Raw genomic sequence first — 19,078 nt, forward strand, 5'->3', positions numbered from 1 at the left:
TCCTCTTGGTTCTCTTCCGGATCATCAGGTGGTGCGGGGACGACGGGTGCGGGGTTTCGGGCGCTGCGGAGGGTGGGTGAGCCGCTTCTCCAGCAGCTGGGCCGCGTGGCGCAGCGCGTCGAGCCGGTCGTGCGGCGCGCCCGCGAAGAGTTCCTCGGCGCCGCCGAGGCTGAGGCTGCCGTACGGCTCGCGGCCGAGGAAGACCGGTACGGCGACGGTCGCGATGCCGGTGTCGTACTCGCCGACCGTCCAGGCGTACCCCTGGGCGCGGACCTTGAGGAACTCCGCCTCCAGCCGGTCCGGGTCGGTGACCGTCCGGTCGGTGAACCGGGCCATCGGGCGGCCCCGGAAGAGCCGGTGGCGCTGCTCGTCGGGGAGGTACGCGTAGTACGACTTGCTGGTCGCCCCGGCGTGCGCCGGGTAGAGCTCGCCGACCAGCGGGTAGTAGCGCAGCGGCCCGGCCACACCCTCCTCGGCCGCGACGCACCGCATGTGGAAGCTGTCCGGCAGGCAGAAGAGCACGGTGTCGCCGGTGACCCGGCACAGTTCCTCCAGGACCGGCCCGGCCAGCAGCTCCAGCGATCCGGAGCGCTCCCAGAGCCTGCCCAGGCGCAGTACGGCGGGGCCGATGCGATAGCGGCGGGTGACCGGGTCGGAGACCAGGAAGCCGCGTCCGGCGAGGGTGGCGAGCAGCCGCTGGGCCACCGAGGTGTCCCAGCCGAACTCCTCGGCGACCTCGGTGACGCCCCAGTCGGGCCTGGTCCGCTCGAAGGCGAGCAGCACGAGGAGCGCCCGGTCGACGGTTTGCAGGGCTCCGGCGGGGGTGCGCCGGTCCAGATCGAAGTCCGCCATCGTCATCTCACCATTCAGACCTGAATTGCAAATAACGGGAAACAGTTGCGTTCAACGCTATCCGATCCCGAATGTGGCCTCAGCACCCCGCCCCGCGCTTCCCCCGTCGAGCGCCGGCCCGGGTGCCTGGATGAGCGAGAAAGGCCCCCCATGTTGAAGTACGTGCTGGACATCGTCGATCTGCTGGACGATCCCCAGGTCAATGGCAAGACGGTCGTCGAGTACCTCGACTCCGTGAGCGGGACCGAGGGCTCGTCAGCGAAGGTCACCACGGTCGCCGGCGAGCAGGGCTCGACGGACTTCGTGATGGTCCGTATCCCGGGCTCCCACGGGCGTACGTCGGGTGGCAGCGCCCGCACGCTGGGCGTGGTGGGCCGGCTCGGCGGCATCGGCGCCCGGCCCGAGGTGACCGGCCTGGTCTCCGACGCCGACGGCGCCGTCTCGGCGATCGCCACCGCCGCCAAGCTGCTCGCCATGCGCCGCCGCGGCGACGTGCTGCCCGGCGATGTGATCGTCGCCACCCACATCTGCCCGAACGCGCCGACCGAGCCGCACGACCCGGTGCCGTTCATGGGCTCGCCCGTGGACATCGCCACCATGAACCGCCACGAGGTGACCGGCGAGATGGAGGCCGTGCTCTCCATCGACACCACCAAGGGCAACCGGATCATCAACCACAAGGGACTCGCCCTGTCGCCCACCGTCAAGGAGGGCTGGGTGCTCCGGGTCAGCGAGCAGCTGGGCGAACTGCTGGCCGTGGTGACCGGTGAGCCGTTGGTCACGTACCCCGTGACCACGCAGGACATCACCCCGTACGGTAATGGGGCACACCACATCAATTCGATCCTGCAGCCCTCCACCGCGACGGCCGCCCCGGTCGTCGGTCTGGCCATCACCTCGGCCGCCGCGGTGCCGGGCTGCGGTACGGGCGCGAGCCACGAGACGGACATCGCGTCCGCCGCCCGCTACGCCGTGGAGGTCGCCAAGGCCTACGGCAGCGGCCAACTGGACTTCCACGACGCGGTGGAGTTCGACAACCTCGTCAACCGCTACGGGTCGCTGGCTCACCTGCAGACCTTCGGCCGCACACCCCAGGAGTCCTGATGGCAGCCACCCCGCAGGCCGAGGCCGTGGCCCACGAGGCCAAGGCCATCGGCAGCGACGACTACTCGCTGTCCCGCGTCCCGCGCGACAAGCGGTTCGGCTTCTGGTCGATGCTGCTCCAGTGGCTGGCCCAGTCCGGCTCGATCTCGCAGTTCACCCTCGGCGCCACCATCGGTGTCGGCATGACCTTCGGGAACGCCTTCCTCGCCTTCACGCTCGGCGCGGTGATCCTGGAGGTGGTGATCTTCGCGATCGGTCTGGCCGGTATGCGCGAGGGTCTGGCGACGCCGATGCTGACCCGCTGGGTCGGCTTCGGCCGCAACGGCTCCGCGCTGGTCAGCTTCGTCATCGCGGTCAGCCTGGTCGGCTGGTTCGGCGTCCAGAACACGATCTTCGGCAACAGCGTCTCGGCGCTGGTCGGCGGCCCGTCCTGGATGTGGTGCGTGCTGGCCGGCATCGCCATCACCGCCCTGGTGATCTTCGGCTTCAAGTACATGGCCGTCTTCGCCAAGATCGTCACGCCGCTGTTCTTCGCCATGGTCGCCTGGTCGATCGTCTCGACGCTGAAGGACCACTCGATCAGCGAGCTGATCAACTCGCCGGCTCCCGGCCAGACGATCCCGCTCGCCGTCGCCGCCACCGCCATCGCGGGCGGCTACATGACCGGCGCCATCGTGTCCCCGGAGATGACCCGGTACAACAAGAAGGGCTCGCACGTCTTCCTGCAGAGCGCCTCGTCGATGATCCTCTCCGAGTACATCGTCGGCATGACCGGTGTGCTGCTCGGCCACCTGGTGAAGAGCAGCGAGGTCTCCAGCATCGTGCTCTCCACCTCCGGCGCCTTCGGCGTGATCGTGGTCCTGATGTCCACCGCCAAGATCAACGACTGGAACCTGTACGGCTCCTCGCTCGGTGTCGTCAACTTCTTCCAGGTCGTCTTCGGCAAGCGGGTCCACCGCGGCGCGGTCACGATCGTCCTCGGCGTCGCGGGCACGGCCCTGTCGGCGGTCGGGATCATGACCCACTTCACCGAGTTCCTCTCCGTTCTCGGCGTCGCCATCCCGCCGATCGGCGGCATCATCGTGGCCGAGTACTGGGTCGTGAAGCGGATGCGCAAGCCGCTGGACGAGACCCGCGAGTCCGAGACCCTGCCGAAGACCTCGCCGACCTGGGTGCCGATGTCCATCGCCATCTGGATCGCGGCGTTCTGCGTCGGCAAGTTCTACGACGGCGGTATCCCGGCCCTGAACTCGCTGGCCACCGCCTTCATCCTGTACAGCGCCCTCGGCCTGCTGGGCTGGGTGAAGCCGTACGGCACCTCCACCCTGGACGACGAGGACGACACCGCCGCCCCCGCCGCCCGCGCGACAACCCCTGTGGGAGCAGCATGACCACCGTCGACCCCACCGCCCCGCTCGTCCCGGCGTCCGCTCTCGTCCCGGCGTCCGCCGAGGCCCAGGACGAGGTCATCGAACTCTGCGCCGAGCTGATCAGGTTCGACACCTCCAACCCCACCAGCAACGAGCGCGCGAGCGCCGACTGGGTGGTGGGCCGCCTCGCCGAGGTGGGCATCGAGTCCGAGCTGGTCGAGTCCGCCCCGGGCCGCGCCAATGTCATCGCCCGGATCGCGGGCGCCGACCCGGAGCGCGGCGCCCTCCTGGTCCACGGCCATCTGGACGTGGTCCCCGCCGACGCCTCCGAGTGGCAGGTCCCGCCGTTCTCCGGCGAGATCCGCGACGGCTATCTGTGGGGCCGCGGCGCGATCGACATGAAGGACACGGTGGCGGTCATGCTGGCCACCGCCCGCCACTTCGCCCGCACCGGCACCAGGCCGTCCCGCGATCTGGTCCTGGCCTTCCTCGCCGACGAGGAGGCGGGCGGCAAGTTCGGCGCCCACTGGCTGGTCGAGCACCGCCCGGAGCTGTTCGCCGGGGTCACCGAGGCGATCGGCGAGGGCGGTGGCTTCTCCTTCGCCATCGACGACACCCGCCGCCTCTACCCGATCGAGAACGCCCAGCGCGGCATGGCCTGGATGGAGCTCACCGCCACCGGCCGGGCCGGCCACGGCTCGTCCCCGAACGACGAGAACGCGGTCACCGACCTCGCCGAGTCGTTGACCCGCATCGGCCGCGAGACCTTCCCGATCCGGCTGATCGAGCCGGTCCGCGCCCTGCTGGAGGAGGCGGCCCGCCTCTACGGTGTCGAGTTCGACGAGAACGACATCGAGGGCAGCCTCGCGAAGCTGGGCCCGGTCTCCGACTTCATGCAGGTGGTGCTCCGCAACTCCGCGAACCCCACCATGTTCAATGCCGGCTACCAGACCAACGTCATCCCCGGAAAGGCGACCGCCCGGGTGGACGGCCGCTTCCTGCCCGGCCACGAGCAGGAGCTGATCGACACCATCGACAAGCTGCTGCTCCCCTCGGTCACCCGCGAGTGGGTCAACCACGACATCGCGCTGGAGACGACCTTCGACGGCCCGCTGGTCGACGCCATGTGCGAGGCCGTACGCGCCGAGGACCCGGACGGCCACCCCGTCCCGTACTGCAACCCGGGCGGCACCGACGCCAAGGCCTTCACCCACCTCGGCATCCGCTGCTTCGGCTTCAAGGGCCTCAAGCTCCCGCACGACCTGGACTACGGCCGCCTCTTCCACGGCGTGGACGAACGCGTCCCGCTGGAGGGCCTGCGCTTCGGCGTCCGCGTCATGACCCGACTCTGGCAGAGCTGCTGACCTCCATATCGCAGCCCTGCCGGGGGCGCCCGACCCGGGCTCACCCCTCGTACGCCCCCGCCGGACACGCATCGCGTCCGGCGGGGGCGTACGTCATCGCGCCCGGAGCCGGTGCTGTCCCGCTGCTCGCGCATCACGCAGAGGCTGCGCCGCGCAGAACTCGTTGCCCTCCGGGTCTCCCAACACACGGAACCAGTAGTTCTGGAGTGTCGGCATGGTGGCATCAGTCCTGGTCAAGGGTGGTAGCGGGAACTCGGCGCTCTCTGCGGAGAGCATGACGACTACACCGCGGAACCCTGTCGCGGGCACGGTCCACAAAACCGAGACCCCGGGGGTGTGCGGTGTGTCCGTCTATCCGTGCTCACGGACGAGACCACCAGCCCCGAGCGTCTTCGGGGCGTGGCGGGGCTTTCGTCATGCGGGAATCAGCTCGGGTCGGACGATCGTCCGTGCGCGCTCGTACAGCGCTTGGGGTCGCGCCAACTAGCCTGCCGGTCAGAGCAGCGTTCAGAATCGCTTCACCACCGGACCGAAGCCCGATGCACTGCGATTAGTCCCGGTAGCGGGACATCAGGAGGCGTGCAGCAGTGCGATCAGAGCGGGATCGGGGTTGTATTTCCCCGCTGCGTGGTGGCGGAGGGCAACGTCCAGCCGGGTCAGTTCGGCACGGGCCATGGCGGCACCGGTGAACGATACGAGGATTCGCGCCGCGCGGGAATGGCCCTTGACACGGAACGGCTTGGGCACCTGATCAGCTGGGTTCCAGTTTTCGCCCCAAGTAGCCTTGACCTCCCAATAGGTTCTATCGATTTCGGGATACCGGAAAGGGGCCAGGGTCACTGACTGGATTTCCTCCCAAAGACCCTGCCAATTCCAATGCAGATGGACATAATTCAGGCCCTGTCCAGTGACCTCGATTATGGTTTCGCGCGGATGCCGGGCCGCCCATAAGCACAAGCTAGCGCCCGGGATAAACGAAAACAGCACCGGCACCACGAGCGATTCCCAGAGTCCATCATCTCCGGAGAGCAGATGATATAAGATGATTCCGGCACTCATCAGTAGACCTATCGCAATAAAGATTTTTCCGCCCTCGAAATTGCCCCAGGTGGGATGTGAGACGCGGGCGTCCGCGGCTGGGGTGGCCCCCGGCGTGGTCTGGGCGGGAGACGTTGCCGTGGTGGCTTCGCCTCGCTGCATTGGGCGTGTGGGTGCCAGAAGGCTTGCGCCGTTGAACCGGTCGAGCAGTTTGCCCGGGGTCGGCCGCCGTTCGGCCGCCTTTTCCAGGCAGGCGGCGAGCACGTCCTGGAGCCCTTCTGGAACCCCGCTCAGGCTGGGGGTGTCGTGAACCACGCGGTACAGCATGGCGGGGATGCTCTCTGCGTCGAAGGGGCCTTTCCCTGTGGCGGCGAAGACCAGCACGGCACCCAGCGAGAAGATGTCGCTCGACGGCCCGACGGGGCCTCCCGATGCTTGTTCGGGGGACATGAAACCAGGGCTGCCGATGATGAGACCGGTGTCGGTAAGGGTGGTGAGACCCTGCACTGCCTTGGAGATTCCGAAGTCGATCACCCGTGGCCCGTCGTCTGTTGCCAGGATGTTCGACGGTTTGAGGTCACGGTGCACCAGGCCGACGCGGTGAATAGTCTCCAGGGCCTCAGCCAGGCCGACAGTGAGCGAGAGTAGCTCGTCCTCGTCGTAAGGCCCGTATTCGTTTACGCGTTCGGCGAGGTTTGGCGCGGCGATGTAGTCGCTGGCAACCCAGGGTGTAGCTGCGTCGGGGTCCGCGTCGACGATGGGCGCGGTCCAGAACCCTCCGACGGCTCGCGCGGCCTCTACTTCGCGGCGGAACCGTTCGCGAAAGCCGGGGTCCGCCGCGATCTCCGGACGTACGACCTTCACCGCTACACGTCGTCTCCCGCGCGACTGGGCCAGGTAGACCTTCCCCATACCGCCCTCGCCCAGGCTGCCAGTAAGCCGGTATGGTCCTATTGCCGCGGGGTCCTCGGGCGCTAAGTCACGCATGCGAGCCCCTCGCTGTCGCGACGCCACCGCAGCTGCGATAGCCGGGCAGGAACCATTTCAGGGTGCGGTTCATCGTTGCTCTCCTGCCGAGCACTTGGTGATTTCAGGATTAGACGGAACCAGGCATCTGCGATCGATCCTCCCACGATCCAGGGTTTACCGTCGCCCCTTTTGACAGGTCCGGATTGCCTGAGCAGTGATGATCTGCAGTTCTTTGCCGATGGTGATTCAGCATCGTGATGTCAGGTCGGTGGCGCGCTGTCTGTGTTGTTCAGCTGGTCGCGGTGAGTGGTTGCGGGCGAGAACTGCCCGGCGTGCATGAAACCGATCATGTCTCTCGAACCAGTACGCCGGGGTTTCATGAACCGTCATTCCGAACCGCCCGTGGTCGTCTATCGGCACACCGCATGCGAACGCAAGGTGCAGCGGTGAGCACGCCCGACTCCGAGCTGTTCGCGCCGGGCAGTCCGTGCGCGGACTCTCCGGCGGGTTGGTGGACTCAGTACGGCGGGGCTCTGAACATGGACTCGGGAGCGGTCTACCTGCCGCCGGGAGCCACGCCTCCCCCGTGCCCGTTCCCGTGCGCCAAGTGCGTGGCCAAAGGGCGCCAGTAGGTCGGCCGGACGCGGGGGCGGGCGGGCTGCTTGCCGCCCTGTGGCTCACCCTCCCCGCCAAGGTCGCGGACGAATGAGCCCATGAAGGGACCGCACTGCGCGCCGCTGACAGTCGGGCGCATGGCCGTGCGGAGAGACCCGAAGGCATTCAGCGTCCATGCACCGGCCCCGGGTCCTCCGTCGGGCCGGCACACCGGTCGTCGTGCTCTCGGCCGCCGCCCGTCGGTGCCTCAGTCGTCGAGCAGGTCGCCGACCCGCTGCTCGTAGTCCGTGAGCGCTTCGAGTACGGCCGGCACGTCGTGGAATTCCGACCGGGCCGCGTCCAGGTACTGCCGCATCTCGGGGCCGAAGTGCTGCTCGCCGATCTCGTCGTCGCCGGGGATCGACCAGGCCAGTCCGCGGGAGTCGAGGAAGCCGTTCACCGCGGACAGTTCCTCGATGTGCCGGGCGAGCTCCCGAATCAGGTCGCGGTACATTTCCTCGGTCTCGGCGGACTCGGCGAAGAGCTCCTCGTACCAGGTCTCATACGTCCCGCCGTCCGGAGCGAACGCGGGCGCCAGGGCGGTCCACACAGGCCGCGCGACGAGCGTCGAGAAGACGCGCCGGCCGAACAGCGTCGCCGCCGGGTGCTCCTCGGACGAGTCGCTGACGTTCCGCTCGAAGTAGGCCAGCAGCTTCTCGATGTCCCGCGGCGGATTGCCGTAGTCGTCCGCGTACCCCGGGTCCATCACGAAGTCACCGGCCCGTGCGCGGCGGTGAAAGTATTCCGCGACCAGATCGGTGTGGGGGTCTTCCTCGATACGGTCGATCGAGCCGAGCCGGTTGTACTTTCCGGCGATGCCGAGGGTGAGCGGCCGGTACCGGTCACCGACCGGTCGCAGCCCGACGAGTACCGCGTCGATCCCGCGCAGGCTGATCCCGGTGACGGCGCAACGAAAATCGTAGAAACCCATGCGGGCACCCTAATCAGCGGCAAAGGCCCCTGCCGCACGCGGCAAGGGCCTCCGTTCAGGAAACATCAGGCAACGGTGTCGCCGGACTTGACCTCATCGACGAACGCCGACCAGGCGACGGCAGGAAAGACACAAGCGCCCTGCCCCGGGTCCTTGGAGTCGCGAACGGCCATCCGGTGCCCGTCGAGCCGTGCGCCCTCGACGCATTCGCCGCCCTGGTTGTTGCTGTAGCTCGACCTGAACCAGTGGGCACCGGCGGGCTCATGAGTGGTCATGTAAATCAATGCTCCTTGATCGCTTCTCTGATCATGCCGAGAGACTCCCGTGGTCCCACGGCAAGAATCTGGAGGTCGTTGAACGCCTCTTCGTACAGGGCCCCATCGGCGCGCCTCCGTGTGACCGACGCCCCGCCGAGGTTCTCCAGGTAGGCGATGGATGGTGCGTCGTCGAACCGGAGCAGCGTGAAGGCGCCGTTCATCCCGGGGTGTACGCCCGCCCTGAACGGGATGACTTGCACCCGCACCGAGGGCAGCTCGGCCACCTCCGCCAGATGCTCTATCTGCGCACGCATGACGGCCGGACCGCCGACCAGGCGGCGGAGAACCGCCTCGTTGATGACCGCCGCGAACTTGAGCGGCGCCAGCTTCGACGGGCTGCAGATCAAGGTGCGGACGACCTGGGTCGACGTGAGTCCGGCTGCCTGCCGGAGCTGTCGGAGTTCGCGACCTAACTGAAGGCGGCAGAGTGCGGGCGTCGCCGACTCCACATCCGTGATCATCTTCATGGCTCCCAGGGCCTGTTACCCAGTGTGACTGAGAATGTCCCGCTGTCGCAAGGCGCATTCTGCGTCACGGCAGAAGGCTCCATCCGGAAGCGTGAACGCGCTGCCGTGGCACAGATCTTCACGCGGAAACCTGCTCGTAGAAAACCGCAGCAGCAGTTCCACACTACCGCCCGCGCTGTCACGATTACTCAAGGTTGCCAAAACGGTGTGCAGCCCAACACCGAGGCGCAGCCCTTCCGCCTGCACCCCAGGGCCAGGAGTCCCCATGACAGACCCCACGCCTACCCGGCCATCGGAACCGGCCGCGAAAGCCGAGGTCCCCCACGCCGCCGACCTCCCTTTGGACGTCGAAGCCGCGGCACAAGCCGCTGACGACGCCCTCCGGCTCCGGCTCGGCACCACCACCCGCCGAGAGATCGACACGTGGACGGCCGAACTGCGAGGGCGCATCAGCCTCTTCGCCGAAGAGGTCCTCAACCACCCGCAGACCACCGCAACACGCGCCGCTCTATGGGAGGTTGACCAACTACTCGCCTCCGCGCCGAAGGACGACATCCTCGTCTTCAGCTCCTACCAGTACCTCTGCGACCTCGCCCGGATGCTGCGCCGACTGGTCGCCGAGCATCGCAAGCGGACGGAAACAGCCCTCGTCGGCTCCACACCGGAGCACATGACCATGTCGAGCGAGAGCGGGAACAGGAACGGGACATGACCAGAATCCCTCGATCCGTGCCCGAGCCGGCCAGGACCTCCCGCGCGGACGCGCGACAGTGGGAATACACAACATTCGCCCCCTCGGGAGAGACGTGCCCCGCGTGCATGAAACCGATCGAGAGCCTTGAGTGCTGCCGGCGCGGTGAGATCGAGCGCGCGTCCGGAAGCCCGGTCACGTTCTACCGACACGTCGATTGCGAGAACCCGCAGGGGTTCAGAAGACGGCCCCGGCGATGACAACCTGGCACGCCCCCGCCGACGCCTTCGGCGGGGGCGTACGGCACGATGGGGCGCCGTCGAACACGCACCCCCGCCGAACCGTCCCACCAGGAGGAACCCGTGCCCGCCGAGTCCGCCGTCGAGCCGTCGCCCGAGATTCTCGCCGCCTTCCAGGCCGCCAAGGGCTTCATGCCGGTGGGCGAAGGGCTCGCCCTGTACGCGGCCGCCACCGAGGCCGCCGCGCTGGGGCTGCCGGTCCTGGAGGTCGGCACGTACTGCGGGCGCTCCACGATCCTGCTCGCCGACGTCGCGCGGGCGGCCGGTGTGACGGCCCTCACCGTCGATCACCACCGCGGCAGCGAGGAGCAGCAGCCCGGCTGGGAGTACCACGACCCGACCGTCGTGGACCCGGAGGTCGGGCGGATGGACACGCTGCCGACCTTCCGCAGGACCCTGCACGCGGCGGGCCTGGAGGACCACGTCGTGGCGCTGGTCGGACGGTCTCCGCAGGTCGCGGCGGTCTGGGGCGGGAAGCTCGGGCTCGTCTTCATCGACGGGGGTCACACCGACGAGCACGCGAACGGTGACTACGAGGGCTGGGCGCCGCATGTCGCCGAGGGCGGGCTGCTGGTGATCCACGACGTCTTCCCGGACCCCGCGCACGGCGGCCAGGCGCCGTACCGCGTCTATCTGCGGGCGCTGGAGTCCGGTGCCTTCACCGAGGTCTCGGTGACGGACTCGCTGCGGGTGCTGCGGCGCACGGGCACGGATTTCTGAGGCGGGCCGTCCGACCGCCCGGATAGCATCGCGTGGTGCCGTACGACGAGAGTGTTCCCCCCACCCGGCGCCGCCGGTCCCTGCTCGCCGCCACCGCGCTCGCGACCGTGTGCCTGAGTGCCGCGGGCTGCGGCGCGGGCGACGCCGGTGCCGGAGCGCCGGCCCGGCCCGGCCCGGGCGGCAGTGCCGCCGCCACATCACCGTCGACTCCGCCCTCGGCTTCGCCTTCGAAGAGCGCTCCTGCGCCGAAAAAGACGTCCCCCTCCCCCACCCGGTCCGCCCCGCCCGCCGGCGGCAACTCCGGTCCGCTGTCCGGGAAGACCGTCGTCATCGACCCCGGCCACAACCCGAACAACCACCTGCACACCCGCGAGATCAACCGCCAGGTGGACATCGGCACCACGCACAAGGAGTGCGACACCACCGGGACGTCCACCAACTCCGGTTACGCCGAGGCCCGGTTCACCCTCGATGTGTCGCACCGGCTGCGCACCCTCCTCCAGAAGCAGGGCGCGAAGGTCGTGCTGACGTACGACAACGACCGCACGTACGGTCCGTGCGTGGACGAGCGGGCCCGGATCGGCAACGAGGCGCGGGCCGATGCCGTGGTCTCGGTGCACGCGGACGGTTCCGCGGTCGGCAACCGCGGTTTCCATGTGATCCTCCCCGGGCCGGTGCGGGGCGGGGCGGCGGACACCTCGAAGATCGTCGAGCCCTCGCGCGACCTCGGCACCCGGATCGCGGGGCTATTCGTCCGAGCCACCGGAAGTGCGCCTTCCAATTACGTCGGTGGCAATACCGGATTGGACGTTCGCAAGGACCTGGGCGGACTTAATTTGTCGACCGTGCCCAAAGTGTTCATCGAATGCGGCAATATGCGTGATCCGAAGGATGCCGCCCTGCTCACCAGCGCGGGCTGGCGCCAGAAGGCGGCACAAGGCATTGCCGATGGCATCAGCAGCTACCTCAATGGGTAGCAAGAGGTAGTTCTGAGGCGAAATTGGGGGGATGTGCGTCCGGCGTCCGGGCAGGGACACAACCCGCCCGGGCAGACGATAGATTCATCCGTACGATGGGGGCCGCCCCCCGAGCTTCGTGCCGTGCCCGCCTTACCCGTGCAGGCGGCAGCGACGACCGCCCCGACGAGACGATCGACTAAGGACCTTCACGTGAATATCCGCTCCCTCACTCGAGGCGACGGCGTGGTGATCGGAGCAGCGGTCGTGCTGTTCATCGCCTCTTTCCTCGACCTCTTCGGCTTCGACTGCCCTGCGGGCATCAACTGCTCCAACGCCCCGAACGCCTGGGACTCGCTCGGGCTCCTGATGAGCGTCTACCTGGCCGGAATCATCGGAGCGGCGCTGGTCATCGTGGGCCGCGCCACCCCGGGCCGCAAGATCGTCGGCTTCGACCTCGGTCAATTCGGTGCCGCTTTCAGCATCTTCGCGGTGTGGACGGCCTTCTGGTCGATCATCGACGCCAGCAACGCGGGCGCCGGAATGATCCTCGGCCTGCTCGCCGCGATCGTGCTCGCGGGCGGCGCGGTCGCCACCCCGCTGGTCCCCGCGCTGAAGGCCCCTCTGGTGAGCGCCTCGGGCCCGAGGGGCGTGCAGCAGCCTCCGTACGGCGGTCAGCCGCAGCCCGGCCAGGGGTACGGATACCCCGGTGCCCAGCAGCCGTCGTACGGCGGTCAGCCGGGTCAGCAGCAGCCGTTCGGCGGCCAGCCGCAGCCCGGTCAGCCGGAGCCGCAGCCGCAGCCGCAGGCCGCGGCCCAGCAGGCGCCCGCCGCGGGTGCGCCGGCCGGTGACTTCACGCCGTTCTGGTTCGCGGTGCCGGTGGCCCGCCCGCTTTACGGGGAGGACGGTTCGCCGTCGCCGATCGCCGAGCTGGCGCCCGGCACCTGGTACCTCGCGGTGGAGCAGCGCGGTCCGGGCCTGATCGCCCAGACCCAGGACGGCCGTCGCGGTGTGCTCCAGGACACCACGGGCATCCAGCGCGGCTGACCCCGCGCCCCACAGCAGTACGAGAGCGGCCCTCCGCCCCTTCCGGGCGGGGGGCCGCTGTCGTACCCTCCGTCGTGCGTCACATAACTGACGCTACGTCAGAAATGCTGGGAGGCAGCGGAGATGAGGCTCGGACTCGCGCTCGGGTACTGGGGCCGCGGCCCGGACCCCGCCCATCTGGAGCTCGCCAGGCAGGCCGAGGCGCTGGGGTACGCGTCGGTGTGGACGGCGGAGGCCTGGGGCTCGGACGCGTTCGCCCCGCTGACCTGGATCGCCGCCCACACCTCCCGGATCCGACTGGGCACCGGCATCGCGCAGATGGCGGCGCGCACCCCGACCGCGACCGCCATGCACGCCCTCACCCTGGACCATCTCTCCGGCGGCCGGATGATGCTCGGTCTCGGGCTGTCCGGGCCGCAGGTGGTGGAGGGCTGGTACGGGCGGCCGTTCCCGAGCAGCCCGCTGACGGCGACCCGGGAGTACGTCGACGTCATCCGCCAGGTGCTCCGCCGCGAGGCCCCCGTCGAGCTGGACGGCCGGTTCCACTCCCATCCGTACGACGGTCCGGACTCCACCGGTCTGGGCAAGCCGCTGAAGCCGATCACCCATCCGCTGCGGTCCCGGCTGCCGGTGCTGCTGGGGGCGGAGGGGCCGAAGAACATCGCGCAGACGACGCGGATCGCCGACGGCTGGCTGCCGCTGTACTGGTCACCGATGCGCACCGATGTGTACGAGGCCTCGCTCGCCGGCCTCCCCGACGGGTTCATGATCGCGCCGATGGCCCGGGCGCGGGTCTGTGACGATGTCGCCGAGGGGCTGCTGCCGGTGAAGGCGATGCTCGGCTTCTACATCGGGGGGATGGGCCACGCGGCCCGTAACTTCCACGCCGATCTGATGGCGCGGATGGGGTTCGAGGAGGAGGCCCGGCGGATCCAGCGGCTCTTCCTCGAAGGGCGCAAGCAGGAGGCGGTGCTCGCGGTGCCCGACGCGTTCGCGGACGAGATCTCGCTCGTCGGTCCGCGCGAACGGATCGCGGAACGGCTGGAGTTGTGGCGCAAGGGGCCGGTCACCGATCTCCTGGTGACGGCACCGGACCCGCACACCCTGCGGGTGCTCGCGGAGCTCAACTAGGGGAAGGCCTGGCAGGGTCGGTCGGCCAGGTGCCGGCCGGCCGGGTGCTCCGCCGTGGCGTGGTGCGCTGCCAGGGCTGGGGGTCGGGGTACGTGAGGAGTTGCAGGGTGCTGCCCCACGGGGTGCGCAGATAAGCGAACCGGTTGTGCTCCCCCGCCTCGGGGCCCGGCAGCGGCTGCGCCTCGGCGAGCAGCGAGGCGCCCGCGGCCACGCAGTCCCGTACGGCCGCGTCCAGGTCGTCGGCGTACAGCGCCACATGCTGCCAGCCGAAGTCGCAGGGCAGCGCCGGGGGTTCGCGGCGGGGGCCCTGGAACTCGAACAGCTCGATGCCCGGACCGCCGCCGGGGAGCGCCAGCATCCTGATCGCCAGCTGCTGGGTGCCCGCCGGGACGCCGAGCCGCTGCTCGACGTCGTGTCCGCCGTTCGGTCCGTCCTGGCGGCGCAGGGTGTCGTAGAGCACCTCGGCGCCGAAGGCCCTCTTGAGGAAGAGGGTCGCGGTCTCCAGATCGGGGACGGTGACCCCGATGTGGTCGATGCCTCGCACGCTTGTGGCCGTCATGGCTTCACCGCTCCTGTCCCGGGGCCGCGCCGACGGCCCCGTCCGCCCCGGAGCGGGCCCGCTCCGGGGTCGTGCCCTCGCGCGACCAGGCCAGGAGTTCCTCGGCCGGCCACGTGGTGACGACGCGTTCCGCCGGGACCCGGCACTCCTCGGCGCGGGCGCAGCCGTTGATCTGCCAGTCCAGCTGTCCGGGCGCGTGGGCGTCGGTGTCGATGGCGAAGAGGGTGCCCGCCGCGACGGCGCGGCTCAGCAGCCGGTGGGGCGGGTCGAGCCGTTCCGGCCGGCTGTTGATCTCCACCGCGGTACCGGCCTCCGCGCACGCGGCGAAGACCTCGTCCGCGTCGAACCGGGACTCCGGACGCTTCCGGTCCGCGAGCAGCCGCCCCGTGCAGTGCCCGAGGATGTTCGCCCGGGGATGGCGGACGGCCGCGATCAGGCGTCTGGTCATCGGGGCCGGGTCCATCCGCAGCTCGGAATGGGCGGAGACCACCACGACGTCCAGCTGTTCCAGCAGCTCCTCGTCCTGGTCGAGGGAGCCGTCGGGGAGGATGTCGCACTCGATGCCGGTGAGCAGCCGGAACGGCGCCCACCGGGCGTTGAGCTCGGCGACCTCCGCCAGCTGCCGGAGCAGCCGGTCCGGGGAGAGCCCGTTCGCCACGGTCAGCCGGGGCGAGTGGTCGGTGAGGGCAGCCCATTCGTGGCCCAGCTCCGCCGCGGTGCGGCCCATCTCCTCGATCGGGCTGCCGCCGTCCGACCAGTCGGAGTGCAGATGGCAGTCGCCGCGCTGGAGGGCGAGGAGGTGCTCGCCGCCCTCGGCGGGCCGGGCGGCGGCCTCCTCCTCCAGGCGTTCCAGATAGCCGGGCACTTCCCCGGCCACCGCCTCCCGGATCACCTGCGCGGTCTTCGGTCCGATGCCGTTGACCGCCTCCAGCGAACCGGCGGCCGCGCGCCGGGCGGCCTCGCCGGGCGGCATCGCGGCCACCGCGTCGGCGGCGGTGCGGAACGCGTGCACACGGTAGGTGTCGGCCCTGCCGCGTTCGAGCAGGAAGGCGATCCGTTTCAGGGCGCGGACGGGCTCCATCGGCACCTCCACGGGGCCGCCGGACTCTGCGTACTGTCCCCTCCAGCTTCGCTCAGCCCGGCCCGGCCCGCACAACGGCACCGGGCGACCGCTCAGCCGAACACGGCGCGCTCCAGCCAGAAGTCCAGCAGCTCCGCGTCACCGAGCACCTCGACCCGGTCGCTGTCCGGCGCCAGGCGCCGGTTGAAGACCAGCATGACGTCGGTGAGCGGGCCGCGCAGCGCCACGGTCGCCTTTTCGTGGGCGCGCCGCCAGGCGAAGCCGTCCTCGCCGAACTCGATCAGCCACTCGGCGTCCGGCGCGTCCGTGGCATGCAGATGGATGGAGCGCCCGGCCCCGGTCAGCCCGGCGGCCCGCTTGTCACCCACGGACCGTACGAAGGCGACGATCTCCAGCCACTCCTCGATGGTGTCGGCGGCGAACTCCGGCGCCACCTCGTACCCGGTGCTCGCGGTGAGCGCCGCGTCGGCGTGGTGGACGATCGTCTCGTGTACCATCCGGCGCGCCCAGAAGCCGGTGCTCCCCTCCCAGCCCCAGGACCACACCTTCAGTTCCGGGCCCGCGGCCCGCAGCGCCTCGACGGTCCCGGCCGCGCCGTCCACCAGCCAGGCGTCGAGCGCGGCGGGGTCGTCGCTCCCGGGGGCGGAGTCCGGTACCTGCTCCGGCGGGACCACCTCGGTGGCCCGGGTGCGTACGATCTCGCCGACCCAGCGATGGGCCCGGCCGACGTGGAGTACGAGCTCGCGCAGGGTCCAGTCGGGGCAGGTCGGGACGGTGGCGCCGAGGTCCGCGCCACGGATCGTGGCCCTCAACGCATCGGTGCGGGCGATGATTTCGTCACAGTAGCGGTCGTGCGTCAGTCGGCTCATGCCACGCACCCTAGGGCCTTTCGTCCGGATCATGCCGGGCTCGTGCCCCGGTCCCTGATCCGGCCTGATCCAGACGAAAGGCCCTAGTTCGATCACGAGTCGAACCCCACCGATTACCCGCCGAGTTGGGAGGCGCTGGGCACCTCGTCCTTCACCTCGGCGCCCGCGCTGCTGCCGGCCGACTTGATGCCGTTGATCACGCTCTCGAAGGCGCCGATGTCGCCCGCGCCCACCTCGCCCTTGCGAAGCTTTTCGCCGAGCCCCTTGAGCGACTCGATGCCCGCCGTCAGCGGCGCGATCGCCTTGGACAGCAGCGGGTCGCCCTTGGCGTTGGCCACCGCCGCCTTCAGCCGGTTGTAGGTGAAGCCGCCCGCGAGCCCGGCCTTGACCAGGGCGAACGTCCGCCCGTCCGCGCCCTTCTTGAACTTGCCCGCCCGGTACGGTTTCACGATCCACTGGTACGTCGCACCTGCGGCGAGCCCGGCGTTGGCGACGAACCGCGTCTTGGCGAACTTCTGCTGCTCGGCCGACGACGTACCGCTCGGGGACGCGGAGCTGCTCGCGCTGTTGCCGTCACCCCCGCCGCACCCGGTGGCGCCCACCACCAGGGCGCAGCAGAGCAGCAGCGGGACGAGCAGACGGCGGAGCGGCGCGGAACCGGTCACGGCGGATCTGGGCACAGCGGGCCTCCCTGGCCGGGAACATCGGGGCGATCTCTACGGTGAGTGACGATCTTGGCCACTCTCGGTAAGGTTCGCCCGGCCCGGAACGGCGTGCCACTCGGGAAACGCCGTCCGGGTCTACCGCTGCCGGTCAGCCGCTAGCGGCAGCAGTCCGGCTCCAGCCCGCGCGGCAGGTGCTCGCCGCCGAAGACCGCCGTGGTCGCCTCGTCGCCGCCGAGCGCGGCCACGGCGAGCAGCAGCGATCCGGCCGTCCAGGTGGTGAGTTCCTGGGGCCAGAAGGCCCGGTCGCCCTCGAAGACGTATCCGGTCCAGTACATGCCGCCCTCGGCGCGCAGGTGCTGGATGGACTGGAGGATCTCCAGCGCCCGGTCGGACTCGCCCATCACCCAGAGCGCCAGGGCGAGTTCGCAGCTCTCGCCGCCGGTCACCCACGGGTTGGGCAGCACGCAGCGCACCCCGAGGCCAGGGACCACGAAGCGGTCCCAGCCCTCCTCGATCCGCTCCTTGGCGGCCGCTGCGGTGAGCGCGCCGCCGAGAACCGGGTAGTACCAGTCCATCGAGTAGCGGCTCTTGTCCAGGAAGCGTTCCGGGTGCTTGCGGATCGCGTGGCTCAGCGCGCCCGTCGCCAACTCCCAGTCGGGCTGCGGCTCCTCGCGCCGTTCGGCGATGGCGAGCGCGCAGCGCAGCGCCTGGTGGATGGAGGAGCAGCCGGTCAGCAGCGCGTCGTCGACGGGGGTTCCGTCGGCCTCGCGCTTCCAGCCGATCTGGCCGCCGGGCTGCTGGAGCCGCAGCACGAACTCGACGGCGGCGAAGACGGTCGGCCACATCCGGTCGACGAAGGCGTCGTCGCCGGTGGCGAGGTAGTGGTGCCAGACGCCGACGGCCACGTACGCGCAGAAGTTGGTCTCCAGCGAGCGGTCGGTCGGCCGGTCCGGGTCCCCGTCGTGGTACGCGGCGTACCAGGAGCCGTCCTCGTTCTGGTGGCGGGCCAGCCAGTCGTACGCGCGTTCCGCGGCGGCGTGCTCACCCGCCGCGTCGAGGGCCATGGCGGCCTCGGTGTGGTCCCACGGGTCGAGGTGGTGGCCGCGGAACCAGGGCAGGGCGCCGTCCTCGCGCTGCACGGCGAGGAGGGCGGCGACGGTCTCGGCGGCCTGCTCGGCGGTGAGGACTCCGGGCAGTATGAGGTGTTCGGTCTGCTCGGGAACGGTCACGCCTCGGCCTTGGTGAGGTCCTCGGCGGCGGCCACGGGCAGGTGCGGCTTGGTCGCGTACGCCACGAAGCTCTTGCCGACGACCGGGTTCAGCAGCTGCTCGGCGACCCGGGTGGCCATCGGCTTCTTCATGATGTCCCAGACCAGCAGCTTGTGGTACGCGCGGACCGGCAGCGCCTTGTCGTTGTCCACGCCGAAGGCGCACTTGAGCCACCAGTACGGCGAGTGCAGGGCGTGGGCGTGGTGGGTGCCGTACGGCTTGAGGCCGGCGCCGCGGATCTTGGCGAGCAGTTCGTCGGCCCTGTAGATGCGGATGTGGCCGCCCTCGACCTCGTGGTAGGCGTCGGAGAGCGTCCAGCAGACCTTCTCGGGGCCGTAGCGCGGCACGGTGATCGCGATCCGGCCGCCGGGCTTGAGGACCCGGACCATCTCGGCGAGGACGCCCTTGTCGTCGGGGATGTGCTCCATGACTTCGGAGATGATCACGACGTCGAAGGACTCGTCGGGGAACGGCAGGTTGAGCGCGTCGCCCTCCATCGCGGTGGCGGTGGCGCCCTCGGGGGCCTCGCCGGCCTCCTTCATCGCGGCGAACCACTTCGCGACCTCGCGGATCTCCTCGCCGTTCTGGTCGAGGGCCACGACCTGGGCGCCGCGCCGGTAGCACTCGAAGGCGTGGCGTCCGGCGCCGCAGCCCAGGTCGAGCACTCGGTCACCTGCGGCGAGCGGGAAGCGGGTGAAGTCCACGGTCAGCACGAATGCCTGCTTT

19 protein-coding genes are annotated in these 19,078 nt (G+C 69.9%); 8 read left to right on the forward strand and 11 right to left on the reverse strand.

Annotated elements, in window-relative coordinates; all coding sequences use genetic code 11:
* Positions 1-24 precede the first annotated feature (24 nt).
* Positions 25-852 carry an IclR family transcriptional regulator gene (locus BT364_RS02695; RefSeq protein ID WP_072483693.1) on the reverse strand — a complete coding sequence of 276 codons (828 nt, stop codon included), beginning with the start codon at positions 850-852 and terminating at the stop codon, positions 25-27.
* A gap of 150 nt (positions 853-1,002) precedes the next feature.
* On the opposite strand from BT364_RS02695, the gene BT364_RS02700 reads away from it, so the two are divergent.
* Genes BT364_RS02700 through BT364_RS02710 form a run of 3 tightly spaced genes read left to right on the forward strand, consistent with a single transcriptional unit; the run spans position 1,003 to position 4,690 of the window.
* A complete protein-coding gene (locus BT364_RS02700) occupies positions 1,003-1,956 on the forward strand; it encodes a DUF1177 domain-containing protein (protein ID WP_072483410.1) in 954 nt (317 codons plus the stop codon).
* Positions 1,956-3,347, forward strand: coding sequence for a cytosine permease (locus BT364_RS02705; RefSeq protein ID WP_072483411.1), 1,392 nt, complete (start codon positions 1,956-1,958; stop codon positions 3,345-3,347). Before BT364_RS02700 ends, BT364_RS02705 begins: the two co-directional genes overlap by 1 nt.
* Complete coding sequence (locus BT364_RS02710) at positions 3,344-4,690, forward strand: M20/M25/M40 family metallo-hydrolase (protein ID WP_072483412.1); 1,347 nt, start codon at positions 3,344-3,346, stop codon at positions 4,688-4,690. The genes BT364_RS02705 and BT364_RS02710 overlap by 4 nt, the downstream gene beginning before the upstream one ends.
* A 570-nt stretch (positions 4,691-5,260) precedes the next feature.
* Here BT364_RS02710 and BT364_RS02715 read toward each other — a convergent pair.
* The 4 genes from BT364_RS02715 to BT364_RS02730 all read right to left on the reverse strand — a co-directional run bounded on the left by BT364_RS02715 (position 5,261) and on the right by BT364_RS02730 (position 9,060).
* Positions 5,261-6,715: a serine/threonine-protein kinase gene (locus BT364_RS02715; RefSeq protein ID WP_079179287.1), complete on the reverse strand. Its 1,455-nt coding sequence runs from the start codon at positions 6,713-6,715 to the stop codon at positions 5,261-5,263.
* 844 nt (positions 6,716-7,559) lie between these two features.
* Positions 7,560-8,282 carry a hypothetical protein gene (locus tag BT364_RS02720; RefSeq protein ID WP_072483414.1) on the reverse strand — a complete coding sequence of 241 codons (723 nt, stop codon included), beginning with the start codon at positions 8,280-8,282 and terminating at the stop codon, positions 7,560-7,562.
* A gap of 65 nt (positions 8,283-8,347) precedes the next feature.
* Positions 8,348-8,557 carry a DUF397 domain-containing protein gene (locus tag BT364_RS02725; protein ID WP_107408149.1) on the reverse strand — a complete coding sequence of 70 codons (210 nt, stop codon included), beginning with the start codon at positions 8,555-8,557 and terminating at the stop codon, positions 8,348-8,350.
* A 5-nt stretch (positions 8,558-8,562) separates the two neighbouring features.
* On the reverse strand, positions 8,563-9,060 hold the full coding sequence (locus BT364_RS02730) for a DUF5753 domain-containing protein (protein ID WP_072483695.1): 498 nt from the start codon (positions 9,058-9,060) through the stop codon (positions 8,563-8,565).
* A gap of 271 nt (positions 9,061-9,331) precedes the next feature.
* Between BT364_RS02730 and BT364_RS02735 the strand changes: the two genes are divergently transcribed.
* The 5 genes from BT364_RS02735 to BT364_RS02760 all read left to right on the forward strand — a co-directional run bounded on the left by BT364_RS02735 (position 9,332) and on the right by BT364_RS02760 (position 13,910).
* The gene (locus tag BT364_RS02735) at positions 9,332-9,778 is read left to right on the forward strand and encodes a DUF6415 family natural product biosynthesis protein (protein WP_072483415.1); all 447 of its coding nucleotides are present in this window, start codon (positions 9,332-9,334) and stop codon (positions 9,776-9,778) included.
* A 341-nt stretch (positions 9,779-10,119) separates the two neighbouring features.
* Positions 10,120-10,776 carry a class I SAM-dependent methyltransferase gene (locus BT364_RS02745; protein WP_072483416.1) on the forward strand — a complete coding sequence of 219 codons (657 nt, stop codon included), beginning with the start codon at positions 10,120-10,122 and terminating at the stop codon, positions 10,774-10,776.
* A 35-nt stretch (positions 10,777-10,811) separates the two neighbouring features.
* On the forward strand, positions 10,812-11,753 hold the full coding sequence (locus BT364_RS02750; RefSeq protein ID WP_072483697.1) for an N-acetylmuramoyl-L-alanine amidase: 942 nt from the start codon (positions 10,812-10,814) through the stop codon (positions 11,751-11,753).
* Between the two features lie 192 nt (positions 11,754-11,945).
* Positions 11,946-12,779, forward strand: coding sequence for a DUF5336 domain-containing protein (locus tag BT364_RS02755; RefSeq protein WP_072483417.1), 834 nt, complete (start codon positions 11,946-11,948; stop codon positions 12,777-12,779).
* A gap of 123 nt (positions 12,780-12,902) precedes the next feature.
* Complete coding sequence (locus BT364_RS02760; RefSeq protein ID WP_072483418.1) at positions 12,903-13,910, forward strand: LLM class F420-dependent oxidoreductase; 1,008 nt, start codon at positions 12,903-12,905, stop codon at positions 13,908-13,910.
* On the opposite strand, the gene BT364_RS02765 is transcribed toward BT364_RS02760, so the two are convergent.
* From BT364_RS02765 to BT364_RS02790, 6 genes are all read right to left on the reverse strand, one after another.
* The gene (locus BT364_RS02765; protein ID WP_072483419.1) at positions 13,903-14,469 is read right to left on the reverse strand and encodes a VOC family protein; all 567 of its coding nucleotides are present in this window, start codon (positions 14,467-14,469) and stop codon (positions 13,903-13,905) included. The two genes, BT364_RS02760 and BT364_RS02765, sit on opposite strands and share 8 nt — an antisense overlap.
* 4 nt (positions 14,470-14,473) lie before the next feature.
* Positions 14,474-15,550: a PHP domain-containing protein gene (locus BT364_RS02770; RefSeq protein WP_072483698.1), complete on the reverse strand. Its 1,077-nt coding sequence runs from the start codon at positions 15,548-15,550 to the stop codon at positions 14,474-14,476.
* Between the two features lie 92 nt (positions 15,551-15,642).
* Complete coding sequence (locus tag BT364_RS02775) at positions 15,643-16,419, reverse strand: maleylpyruvate isomerase family mycothiol-dependent enzyme (RefSeq protein ID WP_072483420.1); 777 nt, start codon at positions 16,417-16,419, stop codon at positions 15,643-15,645.
* Positions 16,420-16,532: 113 nt separating this feature from the next.
* Complete coding sequence (locus tag BT364_RS02780; protein ID WP_072483421.1) at positions 16,533-17,084, reverse strand: hypothetical protein; 552 nt, start codon at positions 17,082-17,084, stop codon at positions 16,533-16,535.
* Positions 17,085-17,239: 155 nt separating this feature from the next.
* Complete coding sequence (locus BT364_RS02785) at positions 17,240-18,313, reverse strand: prenyltransferase/squalene oxidase repeat-containing protein (protein WP_072483422.1); 1,074 nt, start codon at positions 18,311-18,313, stop codon at positions 17,240-17,242.
* Positions 18,310-19,065, reverse strand: a complete 756-nt coding sequence (locus BT364_RS02790; protein ID WP_072483423.1) for a class I SAM-dependent methyltransferase — start codon at positions 19,063-19,065, stop codon at positions 18,310-18,312. The genes BT364_RS02785 and BT364_RS02790 overlap by 4 nt, the downstream gene beginning before the upstream one ends.
* Positions 19,066-19,078 lie beyond the last annotated feature (13 nt).

Origin of the sequence: Streptomyces atratus (assembly GCF_900119365.1) — a bacterium.
In the GTDB taxonomy this organism is placed as follows: Bacteria; Actinomycetota; Actinomycetes; order Streptomycetales; family Streptomycetaceae; genus Streptomyces; species Streptomyces atratus_B.